The organism is Rhizobium sp. KNZ14-9A, from assembly GCF_056755015.1.
Genome location: NZ_JBPGXB010000004.1, coordinates 416570 through 437757 on the forward strand (window position 1 = coordinate 416570; position 21188 = coordinate 437757).

Annotated in this window: 21 protein-coding genes; 8 read left to right on the plus strand and 13 right to left on the minus strand. The window is 60.9% G+C overall.

Going from position 1 to position 21188, the window contains the following annotated elements:
* Positions 1-2 precede the first annotated feature (2 nt).
* Together ACR9ZQ_RS32330 and ACR9ZQ_RS32335 are read right to left on the minus strand one after the other, a co-directional pair.
* The gene (locus ACR9ZQ_RS32330) at positions 3-461 is read right to left on the minus strand and encodes a YbaK/EbsC family protein (RefSeq protein ID WP_439018183.1); all 459 of its coding nucleotides are present in this window, start codon (positions 459-461) and stop codon (positions 3-5) included.
* A 227-nt stretch (positions 462-688) separates the two neighbouring features.
* The gene (locus ACR9ZQ_RS32335) at positions 689-871 is read right to left on the minus strand and encodes a hypothetical protein (protein ID WP_113319595.1); all 183 of its coding nucleotides are present in this window, start codon (positions 869-871) and stop codon (positions 689-691) included.
* 561 nt (positions 872-1432) lie between these two features.
* Here ACR9ZQ_RS32335 and ACR9ZQ_RS32340 point away from each other — a divergent pair.
* From ACR9ZQ_RS32340 to ACR9ZQ_RS32370, 7 genes are all read left to right on the plus strand, one after another.
* The gene (locus tag ACR9ZQ_RS32340) at positions 1433-2779 is read left to right on the plus strand and encodes an extracellular solute-binding protein (RefSeq protein ID WP_481429697.1); all 1347 of its coding nucleotides are present in this window, start codon (positions 1433-1435) and stop codon (positions 2777-2779) included.
* A gap of 71 nt (positions 2780-2850) precedes the next feature.
* Complete coding sequence (locus tag ACR9ZQ_RS32345) at positions 2851-4152, plus strand: ABC transporter permease subunit (RefSeq protein ID WP_481429698.1); 1302 nt, start codon at positions 2851-2853, stop codon at positions 4150-4152.
* Between the two features lie 3 nt (positions 4153-4155).
* Entirely contained in the window at positions 4156-4998 is an 843-nt protein-coding gene (locus ACR9ZQ_RS32350) for a carbohydrate ABC transporter permease (RefSeq protein WP_113319592.1), read from the plus strand.
* Complete coding sequence (locus tag ACR9ZQ_RS32355; RefSeq protein WP_310381930.1) at positions 4998-6047, plus strand: ABC transporter ATP-binding protein; 1050 nt, start codon at positions 4998-5000, stop codon at positions 6045-6047. Before ACR9ZQ_RS32350 ends, ACR9ZQ_RS32355 begins: the two co-directional genes overlap by 1 nt.
* Before the next feature lie 3 nt (positions 6048-6050).
* Entirely contained in the window at positions 6051-6824 is a 774-nt protein-coding gene (locus ACR9ZQ_RS32360; protein WP_310381932.1) for a glycerophosphodiester phosphodiesterase, read from the plus strand.
* Entirely contained in the window at positions 6808-7815 is a 1008-nt protein-coding gene (locus ACR9ZQ_RS32365) for a LacI family DNA-binding transcriptional regulator (RefSeq protein WP_310381934.1), read from the plus strand. Before ACR9ZQ_RS32360 ends, ACR9ZQ_RS32365 begins: the two co-directional genes overlap by 17 nt.
* Positions 7815-8630 (plus strand): inositol monophosphatase family protein, encoded by an 816-nt coding sequence (locus tag ACR9ZQ_RS32370; RefSeq protein ID WP_113319588.1) that lies wholly within the window; start codon positions 7815-7817, stop codon positions 8628-8630. The genes ACR9ZQ_RS32365 and ACR9ZQ_RS32370 overlap by 1 nt, the downstream gene beginning before the upstream one ends.
* Here ACR9ZQ_RS32370 and ACR9ZQ_RS32375 read toward each other — a convergent pair whose 3' ends face one another.
* The gene (locus tag ACR9ZQ_RS32375) at positions 8631-9485 is read right to left on the minus strand and encodes a glycerophosphodiester phosphodiesterase (RefSeq protein WP_310381937.1); all 855 of its coding nucleotides are present in this window, start codon (positions 9483-9485) and stop codon (positions 8631-8633) included.
* 258 nt (positions 9486-9743) lie between these two features.
* Between ACR9ZQ_RS32375 and ACR9ZQ_RS32380 the strand changes: the two genes are divergently transcribed.
* Entirely contained in the window at positions 9744-9911 is a 168-nt protein-coding gene (locus tag ACR9ZQ_RS32380) for a hypothetical protein (RefSeq protein WP_310381939.1), read from the plus strand.
* Between the two features lie 4 nt (positions 9912-9915).
* Here ACR9ZQ_RS32380 and ACR9ZQ_RS32385 read toward each other — a convergent pair whose 3' ends face one another.
* The 10 genes from ACR9ZQ_RS32385 to ACR9ZQ_RS32430 all read right to left on the minus strand — a co-directional run bounded on the left by ACR9ZQ_RS32385 (position 9916) and on the right by ACR9ZQ_RS32430 (position 21141).
* Positions 9916-11010: a pyridoxal-phosphate-dependent aminotransferase family protein gene (locus ACR9ZQ_RS32385; RefSeq protein WP_310381941.1), complete on the minus strand. Its 1095-nt coding sequence runs from the start codon at positions 11008-11010 to the stop codon at positions 9916-9918.
* An 11-nt stretch (positions 11011-11021) separates the two neighbouring features.
* Positions 11022-11801 carry an ABC transporter ATP-binding protein gene (locus ACR9ZQ_RS32390; protein ID WP_310381943.1) on the minus strand — a complete coding sequence of 260 codons (780 nt, stop codon included), beginning with the start codon at positions 11799-11801 and terminating at the stop codon, positions 11022-11024.
* Complete coding sequence (locus ACR9ZQ_RS32395) at positions 11798-12580, minus strand: ABC transporter ATP-binding protein (RefSeq protein ID WP_310381945.1); 783 nt, start codon at positions 12578-12580, stop codon at positions 11798-11800. Before ACR9ZQ_RS32395 ends, ACR9ZQ_RS32390 begins: the two co-directional genes overlap by 4 nt.
* Positions 12577-13407: an ABC transporter permease gene (locus ACR9ZQ_RS32400; RefSeq protein WP_310381947.1), complete on the minus strand. Its 831-nt coding sequence runs from the start codon at positions 13405-13407 to the stop codon at positions 12577-12579. The genes ACR9ZQ_RS32395 and ACR9ZQ_RS32400 overlap by 4 nt, the downstream gene beginning before the upstream one ends.
* Positions 13404-14393 (minus strand): ABC transporter permease, encoded by a 990-nt coding sequence (locus ACR9ZQ_RS32405; protein WP_310381948.1) that lies wholly within the window; start codon positions 14391-14393, stop codon positions 13404-13406. The genes ACR9ZQ_RS32400 and ACR9ZQ_RS32405 overlap by 4 nt, the downstream gene beginning before the upstream one ends.
* Positions 14394-14433: 40 nt before the next feature.
* Positions 14434-16044 (minus strand): ABC transporter substrate-binding protein, encoded by a 1611-nt coding sequence (locus ACR9ZQ_RS32410; protein ID WP_481429699.1) that lies wholly within the window; start codon positions 16042-16044, stop codon positions 14434-14436.
* A 123-nt stretch (positions 16045-16167) separates the two neighbouring features.
* On the minus strand, positions 16168-17568 hold the full coding sequence (locus ACR9ZQ_RS32415) for an LLM class flavin-dependent oxidoreductase (RefSeq protein WP_481429700.1): 1401 nt from the start codon (positions 17566-17568) through the stop codon (positions 16168-16170).
* A gap of 34 nt (positions 17569-17602) precedes the next feature.
* Complete coding sequence (locus tag ACR9ZQ_RS32420) at positions 17603-18580, minus strand: ABC transporter permease (protein ID WP_310381954.1); 978 nt, start codon at positions 18578-18580, stop codon at positions 17603-17605.
* 1 nt (position 18581) lies between these two features.
* On the minus strand, positions 18582-19601 hold the full coding sequence (locus tag ACR9ZQ_RS32425) for an ABC transporter permease (RefSeq protein ID WP_310381957.1): 1020 nt from the start codon (positions 19599-19601) through the stop codon (positions 18582-18584).
* Positions 19591-21141, minus strand: a complete 1551-nt coding sequence (locus ACR9ZQ_RS32430; RefSeq protein WP_481429701.1) for a sugar ABC transporter ATP-binding protein — start codon at positions 21139-21141, stop codon at positions 19591-19593. Before ACR9ZQ_RS32430 ends, ACR9ZQ_RS32425 begins: the two co-directional genes overlap by 11 nt.
* Between the last annotated feature and the right edge of the window lie 47 nt (positions 21142-21188).

A 21188-nucleotide genomic window follows, 5' to 3' on the forward strand; every position in this document is an offset into this window, starting at 1 on the left:
CGCTACTGGCAGACGTCGACCCATTCGGCCCGGGTGATTTCCGCCAGTCTTTCGGTGGGGATGCGCACCGCGGAATTGGTCGAGCCGGCGGCCGGAACGACCTCATCGAACTGCTTCAGCGACATGTCGCAATAGATCGGCAAGGGTGCCGGCAGGCCGAAGGGGCAGACGCCACCGACTGGGTGGCTCGTCACCGCCAGCACTTCCTCCGCGTCGAGCATGCGCCCCTTGCCGCCGAATGTGTCCTTGAACTTCCTGTTATCAAGACGCGCCATGCCGCTCGCCACGATCAGCATGATGCGATCACCGACGCGCAGGCAGATCGTCTTGGCGATCTGCGCCGGCTCGACGCCATGCGCTTCTGCGGCGAGGGTGACTGTCGAAGAGCTGCCGGCGGTTTCGATGATGGCAATGTCGGGGGCGTTGGCGGCGAAGAAGGTGCGGACGGATTCGAGGCTCATGGGATGGATACTTCTGGATGAACAGCCGACAAGGGACCGCGAAGCGGCATGGGGATTCACGCGTTCAACTTAATATCTCAATTTCAGAAAATTCAATCGCTTGGTTTACAGAGACGATTTCGGGTGCTTCGAAAGGCCACCCGGATTGCCGGCCGCAAGCCGGCGGGATGATCTGAAAGAGGATCACCCGCCAGCTGAACGCTGGTAAGGTTTGCAAAGTGTGGGACTTACTCATCGAACAGAGCAAGATCACGGCGCAGCCATGGTGGGAAAGCTTCGACGCTGTTCACGACGCGACGACGTCTCCACCGGGCAATGATGGTTGCGACGAGAATTTCTCTAAAGCTGAAGCGCGAGCAGAGCTCGCTCACGGATGTCGCCAGGCTCTCGCCGGCGTGTTGATTGTTCATGATCAAATGCGGCCAGAATTCTGGACCGCCCTTCTTTCAAGCTGAATGTGCGCAGCAAGATCAGGCGCAGTCGTTATCGCTGCCAGGCGCTGCGTGCGAAACGGGTGCCATCTTTGGATGGTGAAGCTTGAAAGACCCCGAATAGGGGCAAGGGTTGGGAGCTTCGAAGGCTATGCCAAAGAGGCGTGGGACGAAGAAATATCTGTCATTGCACGCCTCCGTTGTTGAACAGCTCCGGCGAGATTACTAGCCGATTGAGAAAAGGTAGGCAAGAGCTTGAATGTGGACGCAGGGTCCGTGTCGCGGTCAATGACCGGCGTCGTTGCGTCCTTTGATATCAATTTCCACCGGCAGCTGAACTGGCCTTTCCATCAGCGATTGACCACGTCGAGAACATCGTCATAATAATTTTGCACACGTGCTCAATTTTGTCATTCGGCCGTTACGTTCGCCCCCTAGAGCGGGATACGCCACGTTTTCGTGGGGCTATCAGAACGGCCATCAACACCAGTGATGACCCGTCAAGAGGCCTCACACTGCTCTTCTAGGGAGACGAAGAAGATGACCATTTTGCCGACACTGAAATCCCTTACCGTTGCGGCCGCAATCCTGGCCTCGACCTCTGCATTTGCGCTTGCCAAGGATGTTCACATCAGCGTCTGGGCTGGTGGTACCGGCCCGAACGACGTTTATCGCCTCGATGCCATTGAGATCGCCGCTCAGCAGCTTCAGCGCGAAGCTGCTTTGAAGGGCGAAGATCTGAAGATCATTGTTGAAAAGACCCCTTACTCCGGTTGGGATGATTTCAAGCAGGCGCTGACGCTTGCCGCCGAAGCCAAGAAGGCTCCGAATATCGTCGTCAGCGGCCATGAAGACATCGCTCCCTGGTCGCAGGCCGGCCTCATCGTTCCTGTGGAGGATTATGTCGACCTCGACTCCTGGCCGCTTAACGACATCTACGAAAACCTGATGCAGATCGCCTCCTACAATGGCTCGGTCTACGGCATCCCGCAGGATGCAGAATCCCGCCCGATGCTGTTCTGGAAGCCGCACATGAAGGCGATCGGCTACAGCGATGCTGACCTCGACGCGCTGCCGCAGAACGTCCAGGACGGCAAGTACACGATGAAGAACTTGCTCGAAGACGCCAAGAAGATGCAGGACAAGGGCCTCGTACAGCCCGGCTACGGCTTCTATCCGCGCACCAGCAACGGTCCTGATTACTGGCAGTTTTACACTTCCTTCGGCGGCGCCATGGAGGAGAACGGCAAGCTCGTTTTCGACAAGGCTGCGATGAAGCGCACGTACCAGTTCTTTGCTGATGCCGTTGCTTCCGGCGTCACCAAGAAGAACCACATCGGCATGCCGGGCGACCAGTGGTGGAAGGAAGTCTCCAGCGGCAAGGCCGGCATCTGGGACGCCGGCACCTGGCACTATGCCCGCATGGTCAACCAGGAAGGCCTGAAAGACTTCTTCGGCAACATCGCCTTCACGCTGATTCCGGCTGGCGAAGGCGGCAAGGCCAACACGCTGACGCACCCTCTCGTTTACCTGCTGACATCGGGTCATAGCGACGAGGACACGCAGATCGCAGCCCAGCTGATCACGATCGCTTCGGAGCCGCGCACCAATGCGCTGCACGCTATCAAGTCGGCGCATCTCGGTGTCTCCAAGTCCGAATCAGCCGTTGATTTCTACGCCGCCAATCGCTGGGCTCGCGAGGCGACGGAGCGACTGCTGCCCCACGCCAACGCGATGCCGAACAATTCCGATTTCGGCACCTACTGGAACATCATGTGGAAGAACCTTGAAGCATCCTGGACCGGCGCCAAGACTGTCGACGCCGCCGTCAATGATGCCGAGAGCGAGCTGAAGAGCACGCTCGGCGACAAGATCGTCATCCGCTAAGATCGACGCACTCTGCCGGGAGGCGGTGGCTAAACACCGCCTTCCGGAGCGTCGTCCATGAGGGGACTTCCATGAAATCGTCCAGAACGCTTGGGCTGGTGATGATCACACCTGCAGCGATCATGATCCTTCTGTTCTTCCTGCTACCGGTCGTTCTGACCGCCGTCTTCTCGATGACGAACATGACGACGGCGACCGGCATTTCCGGCGGCGTCTACCAGGTCGCGCCGAATTCGCTGATCACGCTCAAATCGACCATGCCCGATATCGCCGATCAGCTGGGCGAGCCGCGCTACACGATCGACGAAGCTGGCCTGAAGGCCGTCGAAGACCTGAGCCTCTCGTCAGCCATCGTCTCGGAACTGCGCGAAAAGCATATGAACGAGTTCTTCCCATCACGCCGCGAAATCGAGCGCATGATCAAGGAGCTGAACGAGCGCCCCTCGACGCGCGAGGTCAAACAAATTTCCGACCAGTTCAACCGCTCGGTCGTCAACGCCCGCTTCAACAGCAAGGACGAGCTTTTCTCCGCCCTCGATACGCTCGGCTTCAAGCTGACGCCTGACCAGAAGGAACAGGTCGCCAAGGCCACCTATACCGGTTGGGTATGGACATCGGATAATTTCTCGCGCATGGCCTCCTCGCCGGATATGGCCCGCGTGCTGCTGAATACAGTGCTTTACGTCGCGCTGGTGCTGGTCATCTTCAATGTCGGCTATGCGCTGCTGCTTGCCATCTGGACGCATTACATGCCGGCGGCACCGGCTTCCTTTTTCCGGGGTGTCTGGCTGCTGCCGCGCATCACGCCGGTCGTCATCTATGTCATGCTCTGGAAATGGCTTGCCTGGGATACCGGCTTCATTTCCACGCTGATGGGCAATTTCGGTTATCCGCCGAAGAATTACCTGCTCGACAATGCCTATAATGCCTGGGTCTTCGTTGTCATGATCAATGGCTTCATCGGCGCCTCCATGGGCATGCTGGTTTTCTCGTCGGCAATGAAGGCTATTCCGAAGAGCCAGTTCTATGCGAGCGAGGTTGACGGCGCGTCGCGCTGGCAGCAGATCCGCTACATCATCCTGCCGCAGATGCGCTGGCCGATCCTCTTCGTCACCTGCTACCAGACGCTCTCGCTGCTCGCCTCCTTCAACGAAATCCTGCTTTCGACGAACGGCGGACCCGGCAGGGCGACCGAAATCTGGGCGCTTGCCGCCTACCATACGGCGCTCAACAACTACGCCGGCAACCTGGAATACGGTCTCGGCGCGGCCATGGCCCTCGTGCTTGTGGTCATCGGCGTGACACTGTCTCTGATCTATCTGCGCATCTTCAACTACGGCACGCTTGTCTCCAAGCCGCTGATCGAGGACTGACCCATGGCCGAAAAAGCGCAACCTTCCGCGAATTTCAGCAGTTGGCCGGTCATTGCCGCGCTCGCCGTCGTCAGCCTGCCGCTGCTTTTGATGTACGCCTATTTCTTCATCGACACGGTAACGGTGAAGGCGGCCGGCTCGCTCATACCCTCCAGCTTCACCCTCCAGCACTGGCGCTTCCTGTGGCAGACGACCGAAGGCAAGCCGAACATCTGGATCGTGACGCTCAACACGCTGCTTTTCGCCAGCTCCACGACGAGCGTGGTCGTCATCGTCTCGTCGATGGCAGGCTATGTGCTCTCGCGGCTCAATGTACCTGCGCGCGGCTTCTTCCTTGCCGGTGTCATGGTGCTCCACGCCTTCCCGTCGGTAACGCTGATCATCGCCATCTTCATCGTGCTGCAGATGATCGGCCTCTACAATTCCTTGATCGGCGTGATCCTGGTGAAAGCGGCGATCGATCTGCCGCTCGGTATCTGGTTGATGAAGGGTTTCTACGACACGGTGCCCTGGGAAATCGAAATGGCCGGCGTCGTCGACGGCGCTTCGCGGTTCCGGGTCTGGCGCAGCCTCGTGCTGCCGCAGGTCGGACCCGGCATCATGGCGCTCGGCCTCTTCTCGTTCCTGTCCGGCTGGGGCGAATTCATCCTGCCGCAGGTGCTGGCGCCCGGCAATCAGGTGCAGGTGCTCTCGGTCTATCTCGCCGGCTTCCTCGCCGACGATAACAATTATGATTTCAACATGTTCAAGGCGGTAGGCCTCTTCTACGTCATCCCGGTTCTGATCGCCTACGCACTCTTCCACAAATATCTCATGAACATCTATGGCGGCGGGAGCAAAGGCTGATGCGTATCCTCCTCGACAATTTTTCGAAGAGCTTCGGCTCCACCAAGGTCATCGAGAACATGAATCTCGAAGTCGGCAGCGGCGAGATGCTGGCGCTTCTCGGGCCCTCGGGCTGCGGCAAGTCCACAACGCTGTTTGCCATCTGCGGCATCCATCGCCCGACCGGTGGCCGTATTCTCTTTGGCGACCGGGACGTCACCGACCTGCCGAGCCAGATGCGCAATGTCGGCGTCGTCTTTCAGTCCTATGCGCTCTATCCGCATATGACGGTTGCAGAGAACATCGGCTTTCCGCTGAAGGTGAAGGGCGTCAATGCGGCCGATATCCGCAAGGAGGTCGAGCGCATTTCCGGCCTCGTGCAGATCGGCAATCTGATGGAGCGCCGGCCAGCCCAGCTTTCCGGCGGCCAGCAGCAGCGCGTGGCCCTTGCCCGTGCGCTCATCCGCAAGCCGGACGTCCTGCTGCTCGACGAGCCGCTTGCCAATCTCGATGCCAAGCTTCGGCTTGAGATGCGTTCGGAAATTCGCCGCATTCAGCGCGAAACGGGCATCACCGCCATCCTCGTCACCCATGATCAGGTGGAAGCGATGAGCATGTGCGACCGCATCGCCATCATGAAGGAAGGCGAGATCGTGCAGATCGCGACGCCGGCCGGGATGTATAGCGACCCGCGCACTGCCTTCGTCGCCGGCTTCCTTGGTAATCCGCCGATCACCTTCCTGCGTGGCGTGATGAAGGACGGCGCTTTTGCCATGCCGGAAAGCGAGATCCGCGTGCCGGTATCGGTCCAGGCCGCCGAGGGTGCCAAGCTGACGCTCGGTGTGCGTCCCGAACATTTCAATCCGGCCGGCGACATCGCCGTTCCCGGCAAGGTCACCTTTGCCGAAACGCAGGGCCGCGAGAACCTTTACGACGTGCAGCTTGCCGGCGGCTCGCTGCTGCGGTCCATTCAGCCGGTCCGCAATGACATCACCGTCGGCGACGAGGTGAAGTGGGCGATCGACAGCCGAGGCGTGTTCGTCTTCGATGAAGAAGGCCGGAGGCTCTGAGCGATGCGTGACTTCTCGTCTTTCTTCGAACGTTATGATTGGCCCTCGAACAAGGGATATCTGCCTTTCTGCATCGGCCATCGCGGTGCAAGTGGGCATGAGCGGGAGAATACCCTCGAAGCCTTCCAGCGCGCTGCCGAACTCGGCGCGGAAATGTGGGAGCTCGACACGCAACTCACCAAAGATGGTGTGGTTGTCGTTTCCCACGACGATCATCTCGAACGCGTCTTCGGTATCGACCGCCGAATTTCCGAGATGACGGCGGCCGAGCTTGCTGCTCTCGAAGGCGTCAACGTTCCGACCTTCGAGGCGGTCGCAGCCCTTGGACGGCGGACCAATACAGGCCTCTATATCGAGCTCAAGGCGCCGGGCACGGGGCTTCGGTGCTGGAAGCATCTTATTGAGAAAAACCAGCGCTTTGCCTGCCTCGGCTCTTTCGATACCGCGCAAGTGCGTGAGCTTCGCGATGCGGGCTGCGATTACCCGCTCTCGGTACTGGTCCGTGTTGGCCACGATCCGCACGCAGCTGGCGATGAAGCCGGCGCCGATATCCTGCACCTTTGCTGGGAAAGGGCCGGCGAGCGCCCGCAGGATCTGGTCACAGAAGAGCTGATGCGGCGAGCCTTCGGCGAAAGCCGTGAAATCGTGCTGTGGCACGAGGAACGGCCGGCCATTTTGTCCGACATCATGAAGCTTCCGGTACTCGGCATCTGTACGGACCTGCCCGATCTGATGCGCCCGGCCGCCAGGGATGAGAAGCATGGCAGACAAGGATAACAAGGGACCGAGGAAGGTCACGTCCTTCGACGTGGCACGTGTGGCGGGCGTCTCGCGCGCTGCCGTTTCGCGCGCTTTCACCCCGGATGCCAGTGTTTCGCCGAAGACGCGCGAGAAGGTCTATCAGGCGGCCAAGGATCTGGGCTACCGGGTGAACTATCTGGCTCGCAGCCTCACCAACAAGCGTTCCGATCTCGTCGGCCTTGTCGCCGCCGGCCTCGATAACCCGTTCCGCACGCTGCAGATCGAGCATCTGGCGCGGGTGCTGATCGCCCGCAATTTTCGCCCGATCCTGTTGCCGACCTCGAAGGAGGCGGACACCTCGACCGTCATCGGCCAGCTTCTGCACTATGCCGTCTCCGGCGTCATCGTCACATCGGACGCGCCGCCGACGGAGATCTGCGAGCAATGCGCAGCCGAAGGTGTGCCGATCGTGCTGATCAACAAGGGCGACGATATTCCCTTCGTCGACCGCATCATTTCCGATGATCGCATGGCAGGCCATCTCGCTGCCACGCATTTGATCGAAAGCGGCGTCAGCGCGCCGGCGGTCATGGCGGCGCCCGCTATCTCCTATACGGCAAGGCGGCGCGGTGAAGCCTTCGTGACGGCCTGTCGGCAACTCGGCCTCGAGCCGCGCATGATCGAACTGAAAATCAACGACTATAAGAGCGGCCACGACGCGGCCGCCGATCTTGTTTCGCTCGGTATCGACGGTCTGTTCTGCGCCAACGACTACATGGCCTGCGGCGTGATCGACCGCATCATGAAGGGGCTTGGCCGCGACGATGAGCCGCCGCTACGCATCATCGGCCATGATGACATTCCGCAGGCCAGCTGGTCGGCCTATGACCTTACGACCATCCGCCAGCCCTGCGATTTCCAGGCCGAACAAACGGTCGATCTGCTGATGACCCGCATGTCCGAACCGGATATGACCGCCCGCGTCGAATTTACCCCCGTGACGCTGATTAAAAGAAGGACTGCTTGATGAATTCCGCATTCGATGCCTCTGCTCTAACCGCGCGGGCGGAGGTCGCAATCGACGTGGCCCGCAAGGTTGGACGCGAGGCTGCGCGCTTCAGGCGTGAAGGACACCCAGGCACGCTGCATGTCGAAAACAAGGGATTGCAGGATTTCGTTACCGTCGCAGACAGGCAGGCAGAACAGTCGATCCGCGAAGGGCTGCTGGTGCGCTTTCCAGACGATACATTCATGGGCGAGGAAACCGGCGGCGAGTCCGGCTCCGCCGGCACCTGGGTCGTCGATCCGATCGACGGCACGACAAATTATATCAGAGGCTTCCGTCACTGGGGCGTCTCTATTGCTTTCGTCGTTGGTGGCAAGGTAGAGATCGGCGTGGTCTATGATGCGGCCAACGACCAGGTTTTCTCCGCGATCCGCGGCCGTGGCGCCTTCAAGGAGAGCCAGCCGATCCACGCTGCTCCGACGACCGATCCTGCCAATGCGATCGTCGTGCTCGGCCATTCGCGCAAGACGAGCTTTGACGACTATGCGGCGCTCTCCAAGCGGCTCTACGAGCGCGGCATGGATTATCGCCGCATGGGTGCAGCCGCAGTCGATCTCGTGCGCGTGGCGGAAGGTGTTTCCGACCTCTTCTACGAACGGCACTTGAATGCCTGGGATATGCTGGCTGGCGCGCTGATCGCCTCGGAGGCCGGTGCGAAGGTCGCCATTCCACCTGTCGATACGCTGCTGGAGGATGGCGGTCCTGTTATCGCCCATTCGCCTGGACTGGCAGAAGAATTCGCCTTCCTCGTCGAATTCGAAGGTCTGGCGGGCTGATCAGCCCGCCATGCGCTTCAGCCACGCCAGCTCGGTCGCCAGGGCTTCGTCCGTGGTGATCTGATCCGGCTTCAAAGCGACCAGTGCCGAGAAGTTCGTCCACTCCGCATTGCTGAAGCCGCCGTCGGGATCTTTCAGTGTGAAGGTCCAGGCATCGACCAGCTTGGCCTCGCCGTGGCAGAGCGCGATCATGTCGAGGCCGGCCTTCGCCGCATCGAGCAACATCGGCCAGTAAAGGTAGATTGTTTCTGGCTCCGTCGGGCCGCGCATATCTGCAAGCAGTTCCCTTTCGACCGCTTTCCAGCCTTCGGCTTTGGCGATATCGCCGAGCTTGTTGGTGGGGTCGATGCCGCGGCGCAGATGCGGCAGCTTCTCCTTGACGGCCAGGATCAGCTCCGGACTTCCAGCGCTGACGATGACGGAGGCGGAAATCTGCTGCAGGTGTTCTGCAAGATGGGCGATGCCCTTTTCGCCGATCGCCTCGTAATCGTCCTTCATATCGAACTGCAGCAGCGCGTCCGGATGGGCCGATTGCAGCATGGCTGCCAGATCCTCGCTGTAGAGGAGCGGACGATTGCCGTCCTTCATGCGCAGGTCGCGCAGATCCGCAAGGCTCTTTTGGGCAATGAGACCGCGCCCGGTCGTCTCGCCTTCCAGCTCCTTATCATGCAGCACGACGAAACCACCATCGGCGCGCACCCGCAGGTCGAGCTCCATCGAAGCGCCGGCCTTGAAGCCTTCGGCCATCACCTCGGCCGAAAACAGCGGGTCGGCCATACGCCGGCGCAGCCGGTGCCACTTCAGCAGGGGCGAATGGCCTTCAAACTCTATCCGAAGTCCGCCTGTATCGGTCATTCCATCATCCTCGACCTATTCGTCTCGGCCTCTTCGTGCATCGGAAAGGCCCGATTCTCAAGGGGCGGTGGCAGATTGGACTCGATCTCCCCGCCGCGGCTCCTCTTTTGCCGAACAAAGCCTTTTTCGTGAGCCAGTCTTCCGGCGGCATCGGCATGCGGCACAATTGCGCAAATTAGAATACTAATTTTGTAGACAATGTTTCCTGGCTCAGCGATCCGTGCGAAAATCGTGGCTCGGTTTTCCAGGAGGTGACGTATGTTTGCGGCATTCAAAACTTTCTTTGCGAAGCTTTTCCGAGACCGTGATCAACCGGTGTTCGAAACATCTGCCCGCGCGACGGAAGAGGATTCCGAAAGCCGTCTGCGTAGCCTGCGGGAGGAAGAATTCTTCTTCTGGCAGCCGACGCCGAATTCCTGGTACTGAGCGATCAGCTGCTATAAATCTTCGCGACAGCTTCCGATGCGGCGCCGATATTCGCCGGGAAGCCGGCCTGCCGAAGCGCAGCACCATAGGCCACGACATGTGCGAGCACCGTCTGGAAGGTTGCCCGTGCCCCTGTGTGGTTGATACGCATGAGGTGCGACGAGCCTGTCCCGACACCGGGCGTCAGTTCGACGCCCAACCCCGCCGCAAAACCAACCACAGAGGTGGGTTTAATTCCTGACGGTAAGGAGACCGTTGTCACGAGGTTCGATGCCTGTTCGGCCGGCACCCAAAGGTTGGCGCCCAGTGCTGCAAGTCCGGCCCGGCTCGCCGAAGCTGCTCTCTCATGGCGGGCGACGACCTGCCCGAGGCCTTCCGCCTCGACCCGGTCGAGGGCCGCTTCCAGTGCAAAGAATTCCAGCGGTGCCGGCGTTCCCGGTAACGCGCCGCAGCCGGCATCCACCCAAGCCTTCAGGTCGGCCAGCGACAGGATGGAATCACGCGGCGCACCGTCATGGAGGGCTAGTTCCCAGGCATGCTGGCTGACTGACAGCGCGGAAACGCCGGCCGGCCCGCCGAGTGCTTTCTGTGGGCCGATCACGGCGATATCGATGCCCAACGCGTCGACATCGAGCGCATGGCCGCCGACGGAAGCAACGGCATCAACTATCGTCACAATGCCTCGCGCCTTTGCGAGAGCGACGATCTCCGGCAATGGATTGAGTATACCGCTTGCCGATTCCGCGTGGACGAGTGCCAGTACGCTGACATCGGGATAGGCATCCAGCGCGACGGCGATTGCTCCGGCCTCGATAGGCAGGCCGGGCTGAGCGACGATATCGATGACGTCGGCACCGCCGCGTCGCAGCCATTGTCCAAACCAGCCGCCGTAGGCGCTGGTGACGACGTTCAGCGCGGAAAAGCCAGGTCTGGCAAGGCTGGTCGCAACGGCTTCGAGGGCAACCACCGCCTCGGCCTGCACCAGCAAAACGTCGTTGTCCGTCTTCAGGATCGTGCCGATACGACCGGCAAGGGCGGTGTAACGTTCGGCCGGATAGACCGGCGCACCATAGAACGGGTTCCAGGCGACTTCGGTCATGGGAAACTCCTTCAAACGGGTTCGGTTACAAGGCGCGGCACAGCCGCGACGAGCCGGCGCGCTGCATCGGATCGCGGGGCATTGACGATATCCGCTGCCGGTCCCTCCTCAACGATTCGGCCCGCATCCATGACCGCGATACGATGCGAAACCGCGCGCACCACCGCGAGGTCATGGGATATGAAGAGATAGGCAAGGCCACGCTCGCGCTGCAACTCGACCAGCAATTCGAGAATACGGCCGCGAACGGTCACGTCGAGTGCGGAAACGGCTTCATCGAGCACCAGCAGTGACGGTCGCGTTGCGATGGCGCGGGCGATGGCGACGCGCTGGCGCTGTCCGCCCGAGAGTGTGCGAACAGGGCGGGAGGCAAAGGCCGAGGGCAGACCAACGCGCTCCAGCAGGGTAGCGATTTCGGCCGGCCGCTGTTTCCTGTTCGCAATGGCATGGATCCGCAGCGGGTCGTCGAGAACGGAGCTGACGGATGCAAGCGGATTGAAGGCGCCGAGCGGGTCCTGAAACACCATTTGCATGCGCGCACGCCTGCGCCGCAGCTCGGCGCCGCGAAGCGCGAACCAATCTTGCCTTTCGAAGCGGATCGAACCGGAATCGGGCTCCAGCAAGCGTAACAGTACGCGCGACAGAGTCGATTTTCCACTGCCCGACGCTCCAACCAAGCCCAGGGTTTCGCCGGCTGCAATCGTCAGTGAAACATGGTCGAGAGCGGCAACCTGTCGGCCGGTGGAGGAATAGGCCTTGGATAGAGCCTCAACAGTCAGAAGCCCGCTCATGACGCTGCCTCGGCAATCAAGGGCGGCGTGGACAGATCGCGATGGCTTGCGATGAGGGCCGCGGTATAGCCATCGGCCGGCGATGACAGGACCGATCTGATAGGGCCGGCCTCGACCAGTTCTCCGATCCGGAAGACGGCGATTCGATCGGCGAAACCGGAGGCAAGTGCGATATCATGGGTGATGAAGAGCAGGGTCATACCTTCTTCGCGCACCAGCCCATCAAGAAGGTTGACGATCTCGGCCTGAACAACGACGTCGAGCGCGCTGGTCGCCTCATCGGCGATCAGCAAGGTTGGCTTGGCCGCAATCGCAGCCGCAATTGCCACACGCTGCCTTTGGCCGCCGGAAAGCTGATGCGGAAAGGCGCGCATGGCGCTCGCGGGCTGTGCTATGCGCACCCGATCGAGAAGCTCTTCGGCACGGGCATAGGCTCGCCGCCAGTCCAAGCCCAGGTGCTGTCGGGCAACTTCGGCGACCTGCTCGCCGATTGTCAGCACCGGATTGAGGCTGGTGCCGGGGTCCTGAAAGACGAAACCGAAATCGCGGCCGGGAAGCGGTGCATGACCAAGCGCCGGCCATGTTATGTCGCCTCTGATCCTGGCGCTCTTCGGCAGAAGTCCGGCAAGCGCTCGGGCAAATGTGCTTTTGCCGGAACCGCTTTCGCCGATGAGGGCCAGCCTTTCACCTTTGAGGACATCGAGGTCGATGGATTCCAGAGCCGCATCGCGCTCGTAATGGACGGAAAGCCCTCTCACGCTGCCGAAGAAATCACTCATCGCAATCCCTCCTCATTGCCAAGCGCCTTGCTCAGGCCCTCGCTAAAGAGATGAACGCCGAGCACCGTTATTGCCAGCGCCAGACCGGGCATCACCGAGAGATAGGCGGCCGAGCGCAGCACGCTGCGGCCTTCGGCGATCATTGATCCCCAGGTGGCGAGATTGGGATTGCCGAGACCGAGGAAGGAAAGGGCGGCTTCAGTGAGGATCGCGCCTGCGACAATAGTGGCGGACAGGGCCAGAACCGGAGGCAGCGCATTCGGCAGGATTTCCTTGAAGGCGATCTCAGCCGGGTGCATGCCGATCACGTGTGCGGCAGCCACATAATCCCGTTCGCGGATGGACAGCACTTGCGCGCGCGTCAGCCGCGCAGGATCGGCCCAGGTCCCGAGCGCAATGGCGAAGACGATGACCGGCGTCGAGACGCCGATGATGCTGACAAAGGCGAGCGCCAGTAGGAAGCCCGGAACGATCTGGAACGCATCGACGACGCGCATCAGTGCTTCATCGATGACACCACCGGCAAAACCGGCAGCCATGCCGACAAAAAGCCCAAGCACCATGGCGGACAGAGCAGCAGCGATACCGACGGCGAGCGAGGTGCGCGCGCCGTAGAGCAGGCCAGCGAGCACGTCGCGCCCCAATCTATCGGTGCCGAGCGGCAGGCTCGGATTGGTGAACGGCGTAAGGAGCGCCCGGCCGGCAATTCGTAGTGGATCTCCTGGCGAGATGATCGGCGCCAATAGACCGGCGACGAGCAAAGCTGAAAGGATTGCAAGCCCGATCGCACCTTCCGGAGTTTGAGAGAGACGGCGCAGCAGTGTCATGCCCGGCCCCCGGATGCGCCAATGCGCGGATCGAGCGTCGCATAGACCAGATCGACAATGAAATTAACGCAGATGACGAGAACAGCGCTGGAAAGGATAATGCCCATCAGCAATGGCGCGTCACGACCGTTGACGGCTTCCTGGGCCAGTCGGCCGAAGCCCGGAATGGCAAAGACGCTCTCGATCACCACACTGCCGCCGAGCATAGCCGCGGATTGCAGGCCGAGCATGGTAACAAGCGGCAGAAGCGCATTGCGTGCCACATGGCGAAGCACGATACGGCTGCGCGACAGGCCTTTGGCCCGGGCAAAGAGCACGAAATCGAGCTTCCAAGCTTCTTCCATACCGGAGCGCATGACGCGCAGGAACAGCGCGAGATAGATGAAGGCAAGTGCGCCAACCGGGAGGGCTAGGTGCTCCGCGATATCGAGCGCACGCGCGAGGCCTGTCTTGCCCGAGGCGATGGTTTCGATGCCAGCAATCGGCAGCCAGCGTAGCTTGACCGAAAAGAAGATGCTGAGCACCAATCCCAGCCAGAAGCTCGGAATGGCGTAGATGACAAGCGAGCCGATCGAGAGGAAGCGATCCCGCAGGCTGCCGGGCCTTGCGCCAGCCAGAATGCCGAGTGTCGAACCAAGCCCGAAGGAAAGTGCCGTGGCACTTCCCATCAAAAGCAGCGTGTTCGGCAGCCGCTCGACAATCAGATCCCGCACCGGCCGGTTGAAGGCCACCGACCAGCCGAGATCGAGGCGGGCAAGCGACGACAGATAGAGCCAGAGGCGGGCAAAGACCGATTGATCGAGGCCGTAGCTCTGCCGCAGCGACTTTATAAGGGCGGCGTCACCACCGCCGATCGAACCAAGATAGGCATCGACCGCATCGCCGGAGGCGGATTCCAGCAGGAAGAAGCTGAAGATCACGACGATCATCAGCACCGGAATGCTGCTGATGATCCTGCGTCTCAGGAGGAGAAGTGCACGTTTCACGCCGGACGAGGCCCCTGCAGCAATTGCGCCTTCGACCCTATCACGATTGCAGCGCGGTATCGCCCCAGTTCGAAACCGCCCAGCGCGGATTGTCGGACACATTCAGCACGGTGTCTCGGGCGACCGTGATGAAGCCCCATTCGGCGACGTTGATCAATGGCAGCTCGGCCACCACAAGCTGCTGGAACTTGTAATAGAGGTCGGTGCGTGCGGCCGTATCAACGGTCTCGGACGCCTGCTTGATGATCTTGTCGAGCTCGGCGCTGACATAACCGCCCTGGTTGGAGAAGGGCACGCCGTCAGGTGTTCCGGACTGCACGAGGATCGTCGTGGAAATTGCCGGATCACCGCGGAAGACCGGCGGGCCGACGGCGATGTCGAAGTCGTGGTCGGTATAGACGGCCTTCTGGTGGGCGGCCGCATCGGCATTGACGATGACGGCATCGATACCGACGGCAGCAAGCGCCTGGCGCAGATAATCGCCGAACTGGCGTGTCTCGTTGAAATAGGGTGCAGGGCGCAGCTTGAGTTGGAACCGATTGCCGTCAGCGCCTTTGGTATAGCCGCCCTGGTCCAGCAGCTCGTTTGCCGCCTTCACGTCGAAATTGTAGTTGGCGACATCGGCGGTGTAGAATTCTTTCGAATTCTTCGGAACGGGGCCGGTGGATTCTGTCGCATAGCCGAGAAAGATCGTATCGACGACAAACTTCTTGTCGATCGCATGGGCAATCGCCTGACGAACTCTGAGATCTGACAGCTCCTTGCGGCGATGATTGATCTCGATGACAAGCTGATAGGTTAGCGCCTCATAGCCCTTGGAAATCACCTTGATGCCATCGACCTTGGAGATGCGGTCGAGATCGGCAAGCGGCACGGCCGAGAAGGCAGCGAGATGGATCTCTTCTGCTTCGAGCGCGGCCCCGGCCAATTCACGGTCCGGCAGCACGCGGTAGACGATTTCGTTGAGCTTCGGCTCGCCCTTCTGCCAGTAATTTTCGTTGCGTGTCAGCCGGTAATATTCGCCAGGCTTGTATTCGGCGAATTTGAAAGGTCCGGTGCCAACGAGTGCATTGTTGGCCGGATTGGTGGCGATATCGGTGCCTTCGAAAATATGCTTGGGAACGACGCTGGTGACAGCCGGAAGCGCATTGCGGATGAGCTGGAACGGCGTCGGCTTCGAGAAGCGGAAGATCGCCGTATGATCGTTGGGCGTATCGACAGCCTGCAGATTGGCAAAGACCAAACGCCCGAGATTCTGAAGCGGTTTCCACACGTTAAGCGCCGAGAAGGCAACGTCGGCCGAGGTGAACGGCTTGCCGTCGTGCCAAGTGGCGTTTTCGCGCAGCTTGAAGGTCACGGAGAGCCCGTCCGGCGAGCCTTCCCATGACGTTGCAAGACGCGGTGCGAGACCGTCCGAACCTTCATAGGAAGCTTCCGCCAACGGTTCGATCACCTTGCTTGAAATGAAGAAAACGCCGTTCGAGGCGACGATGGCAGGATTGAGGTTCTTCGGCTCGGAGTCGGCTGCAACGATCAGACGCCCGCCGGCCGGCACATCCTGCGCCAGCGCAATACGCGACAGCGCCGTCGTTGCGAGCAGCAGCGCCGTGCCCTTCAGCAGGCCACGCCGATAGATATCCGCAATAGTCATGCCCCCTCCTGATCCCTTAAAAATTCAATGATCTATATTCGAGCTGAAACCGTAAGTGTGACAGGAATTAAATTCGAACAGGATGACTAGGCGAGATATTTTTTGTCACCCAGCCATTATTTTTCAGCGGCCGCCGACGGCGAGCCGCGGAGCTTCGATGCCCAGGTTGCGATAGGCCGCTCCCGGATGCGGCGCAACCAGCCGCGGCCCCGCACCACCGAGTTTTTCGCGCAGCGTACCCTGACGGTATTCGGTCTTGTAGACGCCGCGCTTCTGCAACTCTGGCACCAGTAGGTCGACAGTGTCCTCGAAGCTTTCGGGCGTCACCGCATAGGCCAGATTGAAGCCATCAACATCTGTATCCTCGGCCCATTCCTGCATCAGATCGGCGACTGTCGATGGCGAGCCAACGAAGACCGGGCCGAAACCGCCGACGCCGACCCAATCGGCCATTTCGCGCACCGTCCATTCCTTGTCCGGATCGATGGTGGTGAAGGTTTCGACAGCCGATTGCACGGCATTGGTATAACGATGGCGCAATACCTCGTCCGGGCCGAACTGGCCGAAGTCGATGCCCGTCCAGCCCGATATCAGCGTCAGGGCGCCTTCGAAGGAGGCGTACTCGCGATATTCGTTGAATTTGCGCTGTGCCTCGGCATCCGTCTCCCCAAGCACGACGGTCTGCAGGTTGAAGGCGAGGATTTCGCGCGGGTTACGCCCCAGCCGCTCGGCGGCCTGGCGGACATTGGCGACATAGCGCTTCAGAACCGTCTTGGAGGGCGCAGCCACGAAGATGCATTCGGCATGCGCGCCGGCAAAATCCTTGCCGCGGCTGGAGGCGCCAGCCTGATAGAGAACGGGCGTGCGCTGCGGTGAGGGCTCGCTCAGGTGAATGCCGGGAACGTTAAAATACTTTCCCGAATGGTTGATCGGATGGACCTTTTCCGGATGGGTAAAGATGCCGCTTTCGCGGTCGCGCACGACAGCATCGTCCTCCCAGCTTCCTTCCCAGAGCTTGTAGCAGACCTCGAGATATTCGTCGGCGAGATCATAGCGGTCGTCATGGTTGGTCTGTGCCGGCTGGCCGATATTAAGCGCGCCGCTGTTGAGATAAGACGTGACGATGTTCCAGCCGACGCGGCCCTTGGTCAGGTGGTCGAGCGTCGAGATCCGCCGGGCGAATGTATAGGGGTGATCAAAGGAAAGCGAAGCCGTCAGGCCGAAGCCGAGATGCTCGGTCTCATAGGCCATGGTCGGTATGAGTTGCAGCGGATCGTTGACCGGCACCTGCGCCGAATGGCGAAGTGCTGCATCGACGTTGCCGTTCAGGACGTCATAGACACCGAGCACATCGGCGATGAAGAGACCGTCGAACTTGCCGCGCTCCAGCGTCTTTGCCAGATGCACCCAGTAGTCGAGGTCCTTATAGGTCCAGGACTTGTCGCGCGGATGCCGCCAAAGCCCTGGCGACTGGTGTCCGACGCAATTCATATCGAAGGCGTTGAGCCTGATTTCACGGGTCATTTTATTCTTCCTGCATCGGTCGGCGAGGTGCGGTTCAGGTGCCGACGGTTTTTCTGTTGATGAAGCTGAAGGCGAGCACGGCAAAGATGAGCGTGCCGGTACCGACCTGCTGCCAGTAAAAGTTCAGGCCCGTCAGCAGCAGGCCGTTGGCGACGATGCTGAGGAGCAGGACGCCGAGAACGGTGCCAAGCACATTGGGCCGACCGAGCGGCGACAGCGTCGTGCCGATGAAGGTGGCGCCGATGGCGTTCAGCAGGAACGCATTGCCGGAGGAGGGGATGTAGACGGTCACGGTCGCCGTCAGGATAAGGCCGGCAACGGCGGCAATCAGCCCGGCGAGAATGAAGGTGGCGGCCACAGGGACGCCAAGCCCGATGCCGGAATAGCGCACGACGCTTGGCTGAATACCGATCGAGACCACCACCCGCCCGAAACGCGTCCAGGCAAACACGGCTGCTGCACCGGCAATGACGACCGCGGCGATCACCAGCGGAACGGGCACACTGGCGATCGTGCCGTGACCGACGAAGCGGAAGGCGTCCGGCACGCCCGAGGGCGGCAGATAGACCGGATTTCCGCCATTGGTCAGCAATTGCTGGATGCTACGACCTATAAACAAGGTGCCGAGTGTCGCCAGAAATGGTGCAACGCCGATCACGGACACAAGAACAGCATTGAACGCGCCGACCAGTGCGCCGGCTGCAAGGCCGGCGAGCAGCGCGAGCGGCACCGGCTGGCCCGCCAGAACGAGGGAGACGAAGGCGAAGCTTGCAAAATCGACGGCCGTGCCGACCGACAGATCGATGCCGCCCGCGGAGACGGCGAAGGTCATGGCGATCGAGACGATGGCGAGCAGCGTGAAATTGTTGACGAGAATGCTCTGCAGGTTGCCGGGAGTGAAGAAGGTTGGCGCCAGGATCGAGAAGACGGAGAAAACCACGATGAGCGCCACGATCAGGCCAAAGCGTGCGAGGCCGGCGAGCGAGCGACCGGCTGAAGTCGAGGCGGTCATGTCAGATCTCCCGCTTGCGCAGCAATGTCGTGGCCGACACGACGATCAGAATGAGAAGCCCCTGCACGCCGCTGACGAGCGTGCTCGGCAGGTTCAGGAGCTGGAAGCCGTTGGTGAGGAAGCCGATGAATAGCGCCGATATCAGTGTTCCCGGAACAGTGGGCACCAGCCGACGCGAAAAGACCGAGCCGAGCAATGCGATAACGACGACGGGCAGCAGCGCTTCGCCCGAACCGGTCGTGCTGCCGCTGAGATAGGAAACCGAGAGAATGCCGGCAAAACCACCGCAGAACCCGCTGGCAATGAAGGCCCCGGCAAGCAGCCGCTTGAGCGGCAGGCCAGCGGCGCGCGCGGCATCCTGAAATTCGCCGACGGCATAAAGCCTCAGACCGACTGGCGTATATTGCACTATCGCGGTGGCAATTGCTGTAAACCCGATCAGCACATAGGCGAGAATGGGAATGCCGAAACTGTCGGAAGCCGAGACCACTGTCAGAAAATCGGTCGAGGCGGGCACGACGGTATTCTGCGTTAGGACGAGTTCGAGACCGGCGACGATATTCATCACTGCGAGCGTTGCTAGCAGCGGGACGATGCCCGCGAGCACGACGGCGACAGCGTTGACCGCGCCGATCGCAAGCCCGGTCAGCAAGGCCGCAGCCACCGCTGTTGCGTCGCCATAGCCGAGCTGGATCAAAGTCGCATAGACTGCAGCACTCAGGCCCATATTGGCGGCCAGCGACAGGTCGATGCCGCCGGTGACGACATTCGACCCCCCCGCGATCAGCACTACGGTCAAGCCGATCGCCAGCACGCCCGAAATGGCGGACTGGCCGAGAACATTGCCGATATTGCCGACCGACAGGAAGTAGGGCGCCGTCAACGAGAACACGACGAGGATGGTCGCGAAAGCAAGCAGCGAGCCGAAGCGGAGCACCGCGACGGCTGCTGCGCCCTTGGCTTGCGGCACGGGGTCGGAGGAAACGGCGGGATGGGGCGCGAAGTGAACGTCAACCGACATGGCGCAATCCTTCCGAAGCGCCGGTCGAGATCGACAGCACTTCATCCGTTGTGGTTTTGGAGGAGTCTAGCTCTCGGATCAGCCGACCGCGGAAGAACACCAGGATCCGGTCCGTGATGCCGACGAGCTCCGGCAGGTCGGAGGAGAGGACGATGACGCCGGCGCCACGCGCCGCAAGTTCGCCGATCAGCGCATAGATCTCGACCTTCGAGCCGATATCGACGCCGACGGTCGGTTCATCCAGCAGGTAGATTTCCGACTGGCGGCTCAGCCACTTGGCGATCGCCACCTTCTGCTGATTGCCGCCCGAGAGTGTGCGGACCAGCGCATCGCGCCCGGCCGTCTTGATCTGCAGCCGCTTGATCAGGTCCTCGGTATCGGAGCGCTCACGCCTGCGATTGAGGAAACCGAAACGGCTGTAACGGGCAAGACTCGGGAGCGTGACATTTTCGGTCACGCTAAGATCGAGGCCGACGCCATGTCCGCGTCGATCCTCGGGAACAAGTGCAAGCCGACGGTCGACGGCCTTTGCCGGGCTGCGCGGCTGTGCTGCTCGACCTTCTATTTCAATCCCGCCGCTTGCGGCCTGTTCCAGACCGAAGAGCGTGCGGATCAGGTCTTTGGCGCCGGAGCCGAGCAGACCGGTGATGCCGAGCACCTCGCCACGCCGTAGGCTGAAACTGACATCGTCAAACCGGTTGGGCGCTGAAAGCCCCCGGATGTTCAGGATCGTTTCGCCGAGGTCGACCTGGCGCTTGGGGAACATTTCGGCGATGTCACGCTCGATCATCAGGCTGGCGATCGCCTTGGCCGAGGTTTCGCCAATCGGCAGCGAGGCCACATCCCGACCGTTGCGCAGCACGGTGACGTGATCGCAGAGTTCTTCGATCTCGTTGAGGTAATGCGAGATGTAGATGATGGTTACGCCTTCGTCGCGCAGTCGGCGGATCAGGCGAAAGAGAATCTCGGCCTCGCGCCGCACCAGGGCTGCGGTCGGCTCATCGAAGACGAGAACTTTCGGCTGATGGAGCAGTGCTCGGGTGATCTGGACGATCTGCCTTTCGGCGGTCGAGAGCTCGCCGATAAGGGCATTCTTCGGCAGATTGATCCCGAAATAGTTGGCAAGGAGCTCGCTCGCACGCTTTTGCATCGCCCGGCGATCGAGGAAGGGAGTTTTCGCAAGCCGCGTCTCGCGGCCGAGGAACAAGGCCTCGCCGACGGTGAATGTCGGCACCAGCAGCCTGTCCTGATGGATGAAATGGATGCCGAGCTCTTCGTTGAGATGCGGCGTCAGCCGATCATAGGCTTTGCCTTCGATTTCAATCGTGCCCTCGTCTGCGACATGCAGCCCTGCAAGCAGCTTGATCAGCGTCGACTTACCGGCGCCATTCTGTCCGACGAGGCCGTGGACGGTGCCGCGGCGTATGGTGAGCGATGCGTCGGCAAGCGCCTGTGCGCCACCGAAGCGCTTTACGATGTGATCGAAGCGAATGATGACATCGTTACTGTCGGTTGCTTGCGTCGGGATGGGTGCAGTCATGATGCCGCTTTCCAGGGACATGCAGACCCTGCGGCGCTAGCCGCAAG

Excerpts from the sequence above, each read along its gene's own strand:
- ACR9ZQ_RS32330 (WP_439018183.1), bottom strand. The coding sequence starts at position 461 with ATGAGCCTCGAATCCGTCCGCACCTTCTTCGCCGCCAACGCCCCCGAC.
- ACR9ZQ_RS32335 (WP_113319595.1), bottom strand. The coding sequence starts at position 871 with ATGAACAATCAACACGCCGGCGAGAGCCTGGCGACATCCGTGAGCGAG.
- ACR9ZQ_RS32340 (WP_481429697.1), top strand. The coding sequence starts at position 1,433 with ATGACCATTTTGCCGACACTGAAATCCCTTACCGTTGCGGCCGCAATC.
- ACR9ZQ_RS32345 (WP_481429698.1), top strand. The coding sequence starts at position 2,851 with ATGAAATCGTCCAGAACGCTTGGGCTGGTGATGATCACACCTGCAGCG.
- ACR9ZQ_RS32350 (WP_113319592.1), top strand. The coding sequence starts at position 4,156 with ATGGCCGAAAAAGCGCAACCTTCCGCGAATTTCAGCAGTTGGCCGGTC.
- ACR9ZQ_RS32355 (WP_310381930.1), top strand. The coding sequence starts at position 4,998 with ATGCGTATCCTCCTCGACAATTTTTCGAAGAGCTTCGGCTCCACCAAG.
- ACR9ZQ_RS32360 (WP_310381932.1), top strand. The coding sequence starts at position 6,051 with ATGCGTGACTTCTCGTCTTTCTTCGAACGTTATGATTGGCCCTCGAAC.
- ACR9ZQ_RS32365 (WP_310381934.1), top strand. The coding sequence starts at position 6,808 with ATGGCAGACAAGGATAACAAGGGACCGAGGAAGGTCACGTCCTTCGAC.
- ACR9ZQ_RS32370 (WP_113319588.1), top strand. The coding sequence starts at position 7,815 with ATGAATTCCGCATTCGATGCCTCTGCTCTAACCGCGCGGGCGGAGGTC.
- ACR9ZQ_RS32375 (WP_310381937.1), bottom strand. The coding sequence starts at position 9,485 with ATGACCGATACAGGCGGACTTCGGATAGAGTTTGAAGGCCATTCGCCC.
- ACR9ZQ_RS32380 (WP_310381939.1), top strand. The coding sequence starts at position 9,744 with ATGTTTGCGGCATTCAAAACTTTCTTTGCGAAGCTTTTCCGAGACCGT.
- ACR9ZQ_RS32385 (WP_310381941.1), bottom strand. The coding sequence starts at position 11,010 with ATGACCGAAGTCGCCTGGAACCCGTTCTATGGTGCGCCGGTCTATCCG.
- ACR9ZQ_RS32390 (WP_310381943.1), bottom strand. The coding sequence starts at position 11,801 with ATGAGCGGGCTTCTGACTGTTGAGGCTCTATCCAAGGCCTATTCCTCC.
- ACR9ZQ_RS32395 (WP_310381945.1), bottom strand. The coding sequence starts at position 12,580 with ATGAGTGATTTCTTCGGCAGCGTGAGAGGGCTTTCCGTCCATTACGAG.
- ACR9ZQ_RS32400 (WP_310381947.1), bottom strand. The coding sequence starts at position 13,407 with ATGACACTGCTGCGCCGTCTCTCTCAAACTCCGGAAGGTGCGATCGGG.
- ACR9ZQ_RS32410 (WP_481429699.1), bottom strand. The coding sequence starts at position 16,044 with ATGACTATTGCGGATATCTATCGGCGTGGCCTGCTGAAGGGCACGGCG.
- ACR9ZQ_RS32415 (WP_481429700.1), bottom strand. The coding sequence starts at position 17,568 with ATGACCCGTGAAATCAGGCTCAACGCCTTCGATATGAATTGCGTCGGA.
- ACR9ZQ_RS32420 (WP_310381954.1), bottom strand. The coding sequence starts at position 18,580 with ATGACCGCCTCGACTTCAGCCGGTCGCTCGCTCGCCGGCCTCGCACGC.
- ACR9ZQ_RS32425 (WP_310381957.1), bottom strand. The coding sequence starts at position 19,601 with ATGTCGGTTGACGTTCACTTCGCGCCCCATCCCGCCGTTTCCTCCGAC.
- ACR9ZQ_RS32430 (WP_481429701.1), bottom strand. The coding sequence starts at position 21,141 with ATGACTGCACCCATCCCGACGCAAGCAACCGACAGTAACGATGTCATC.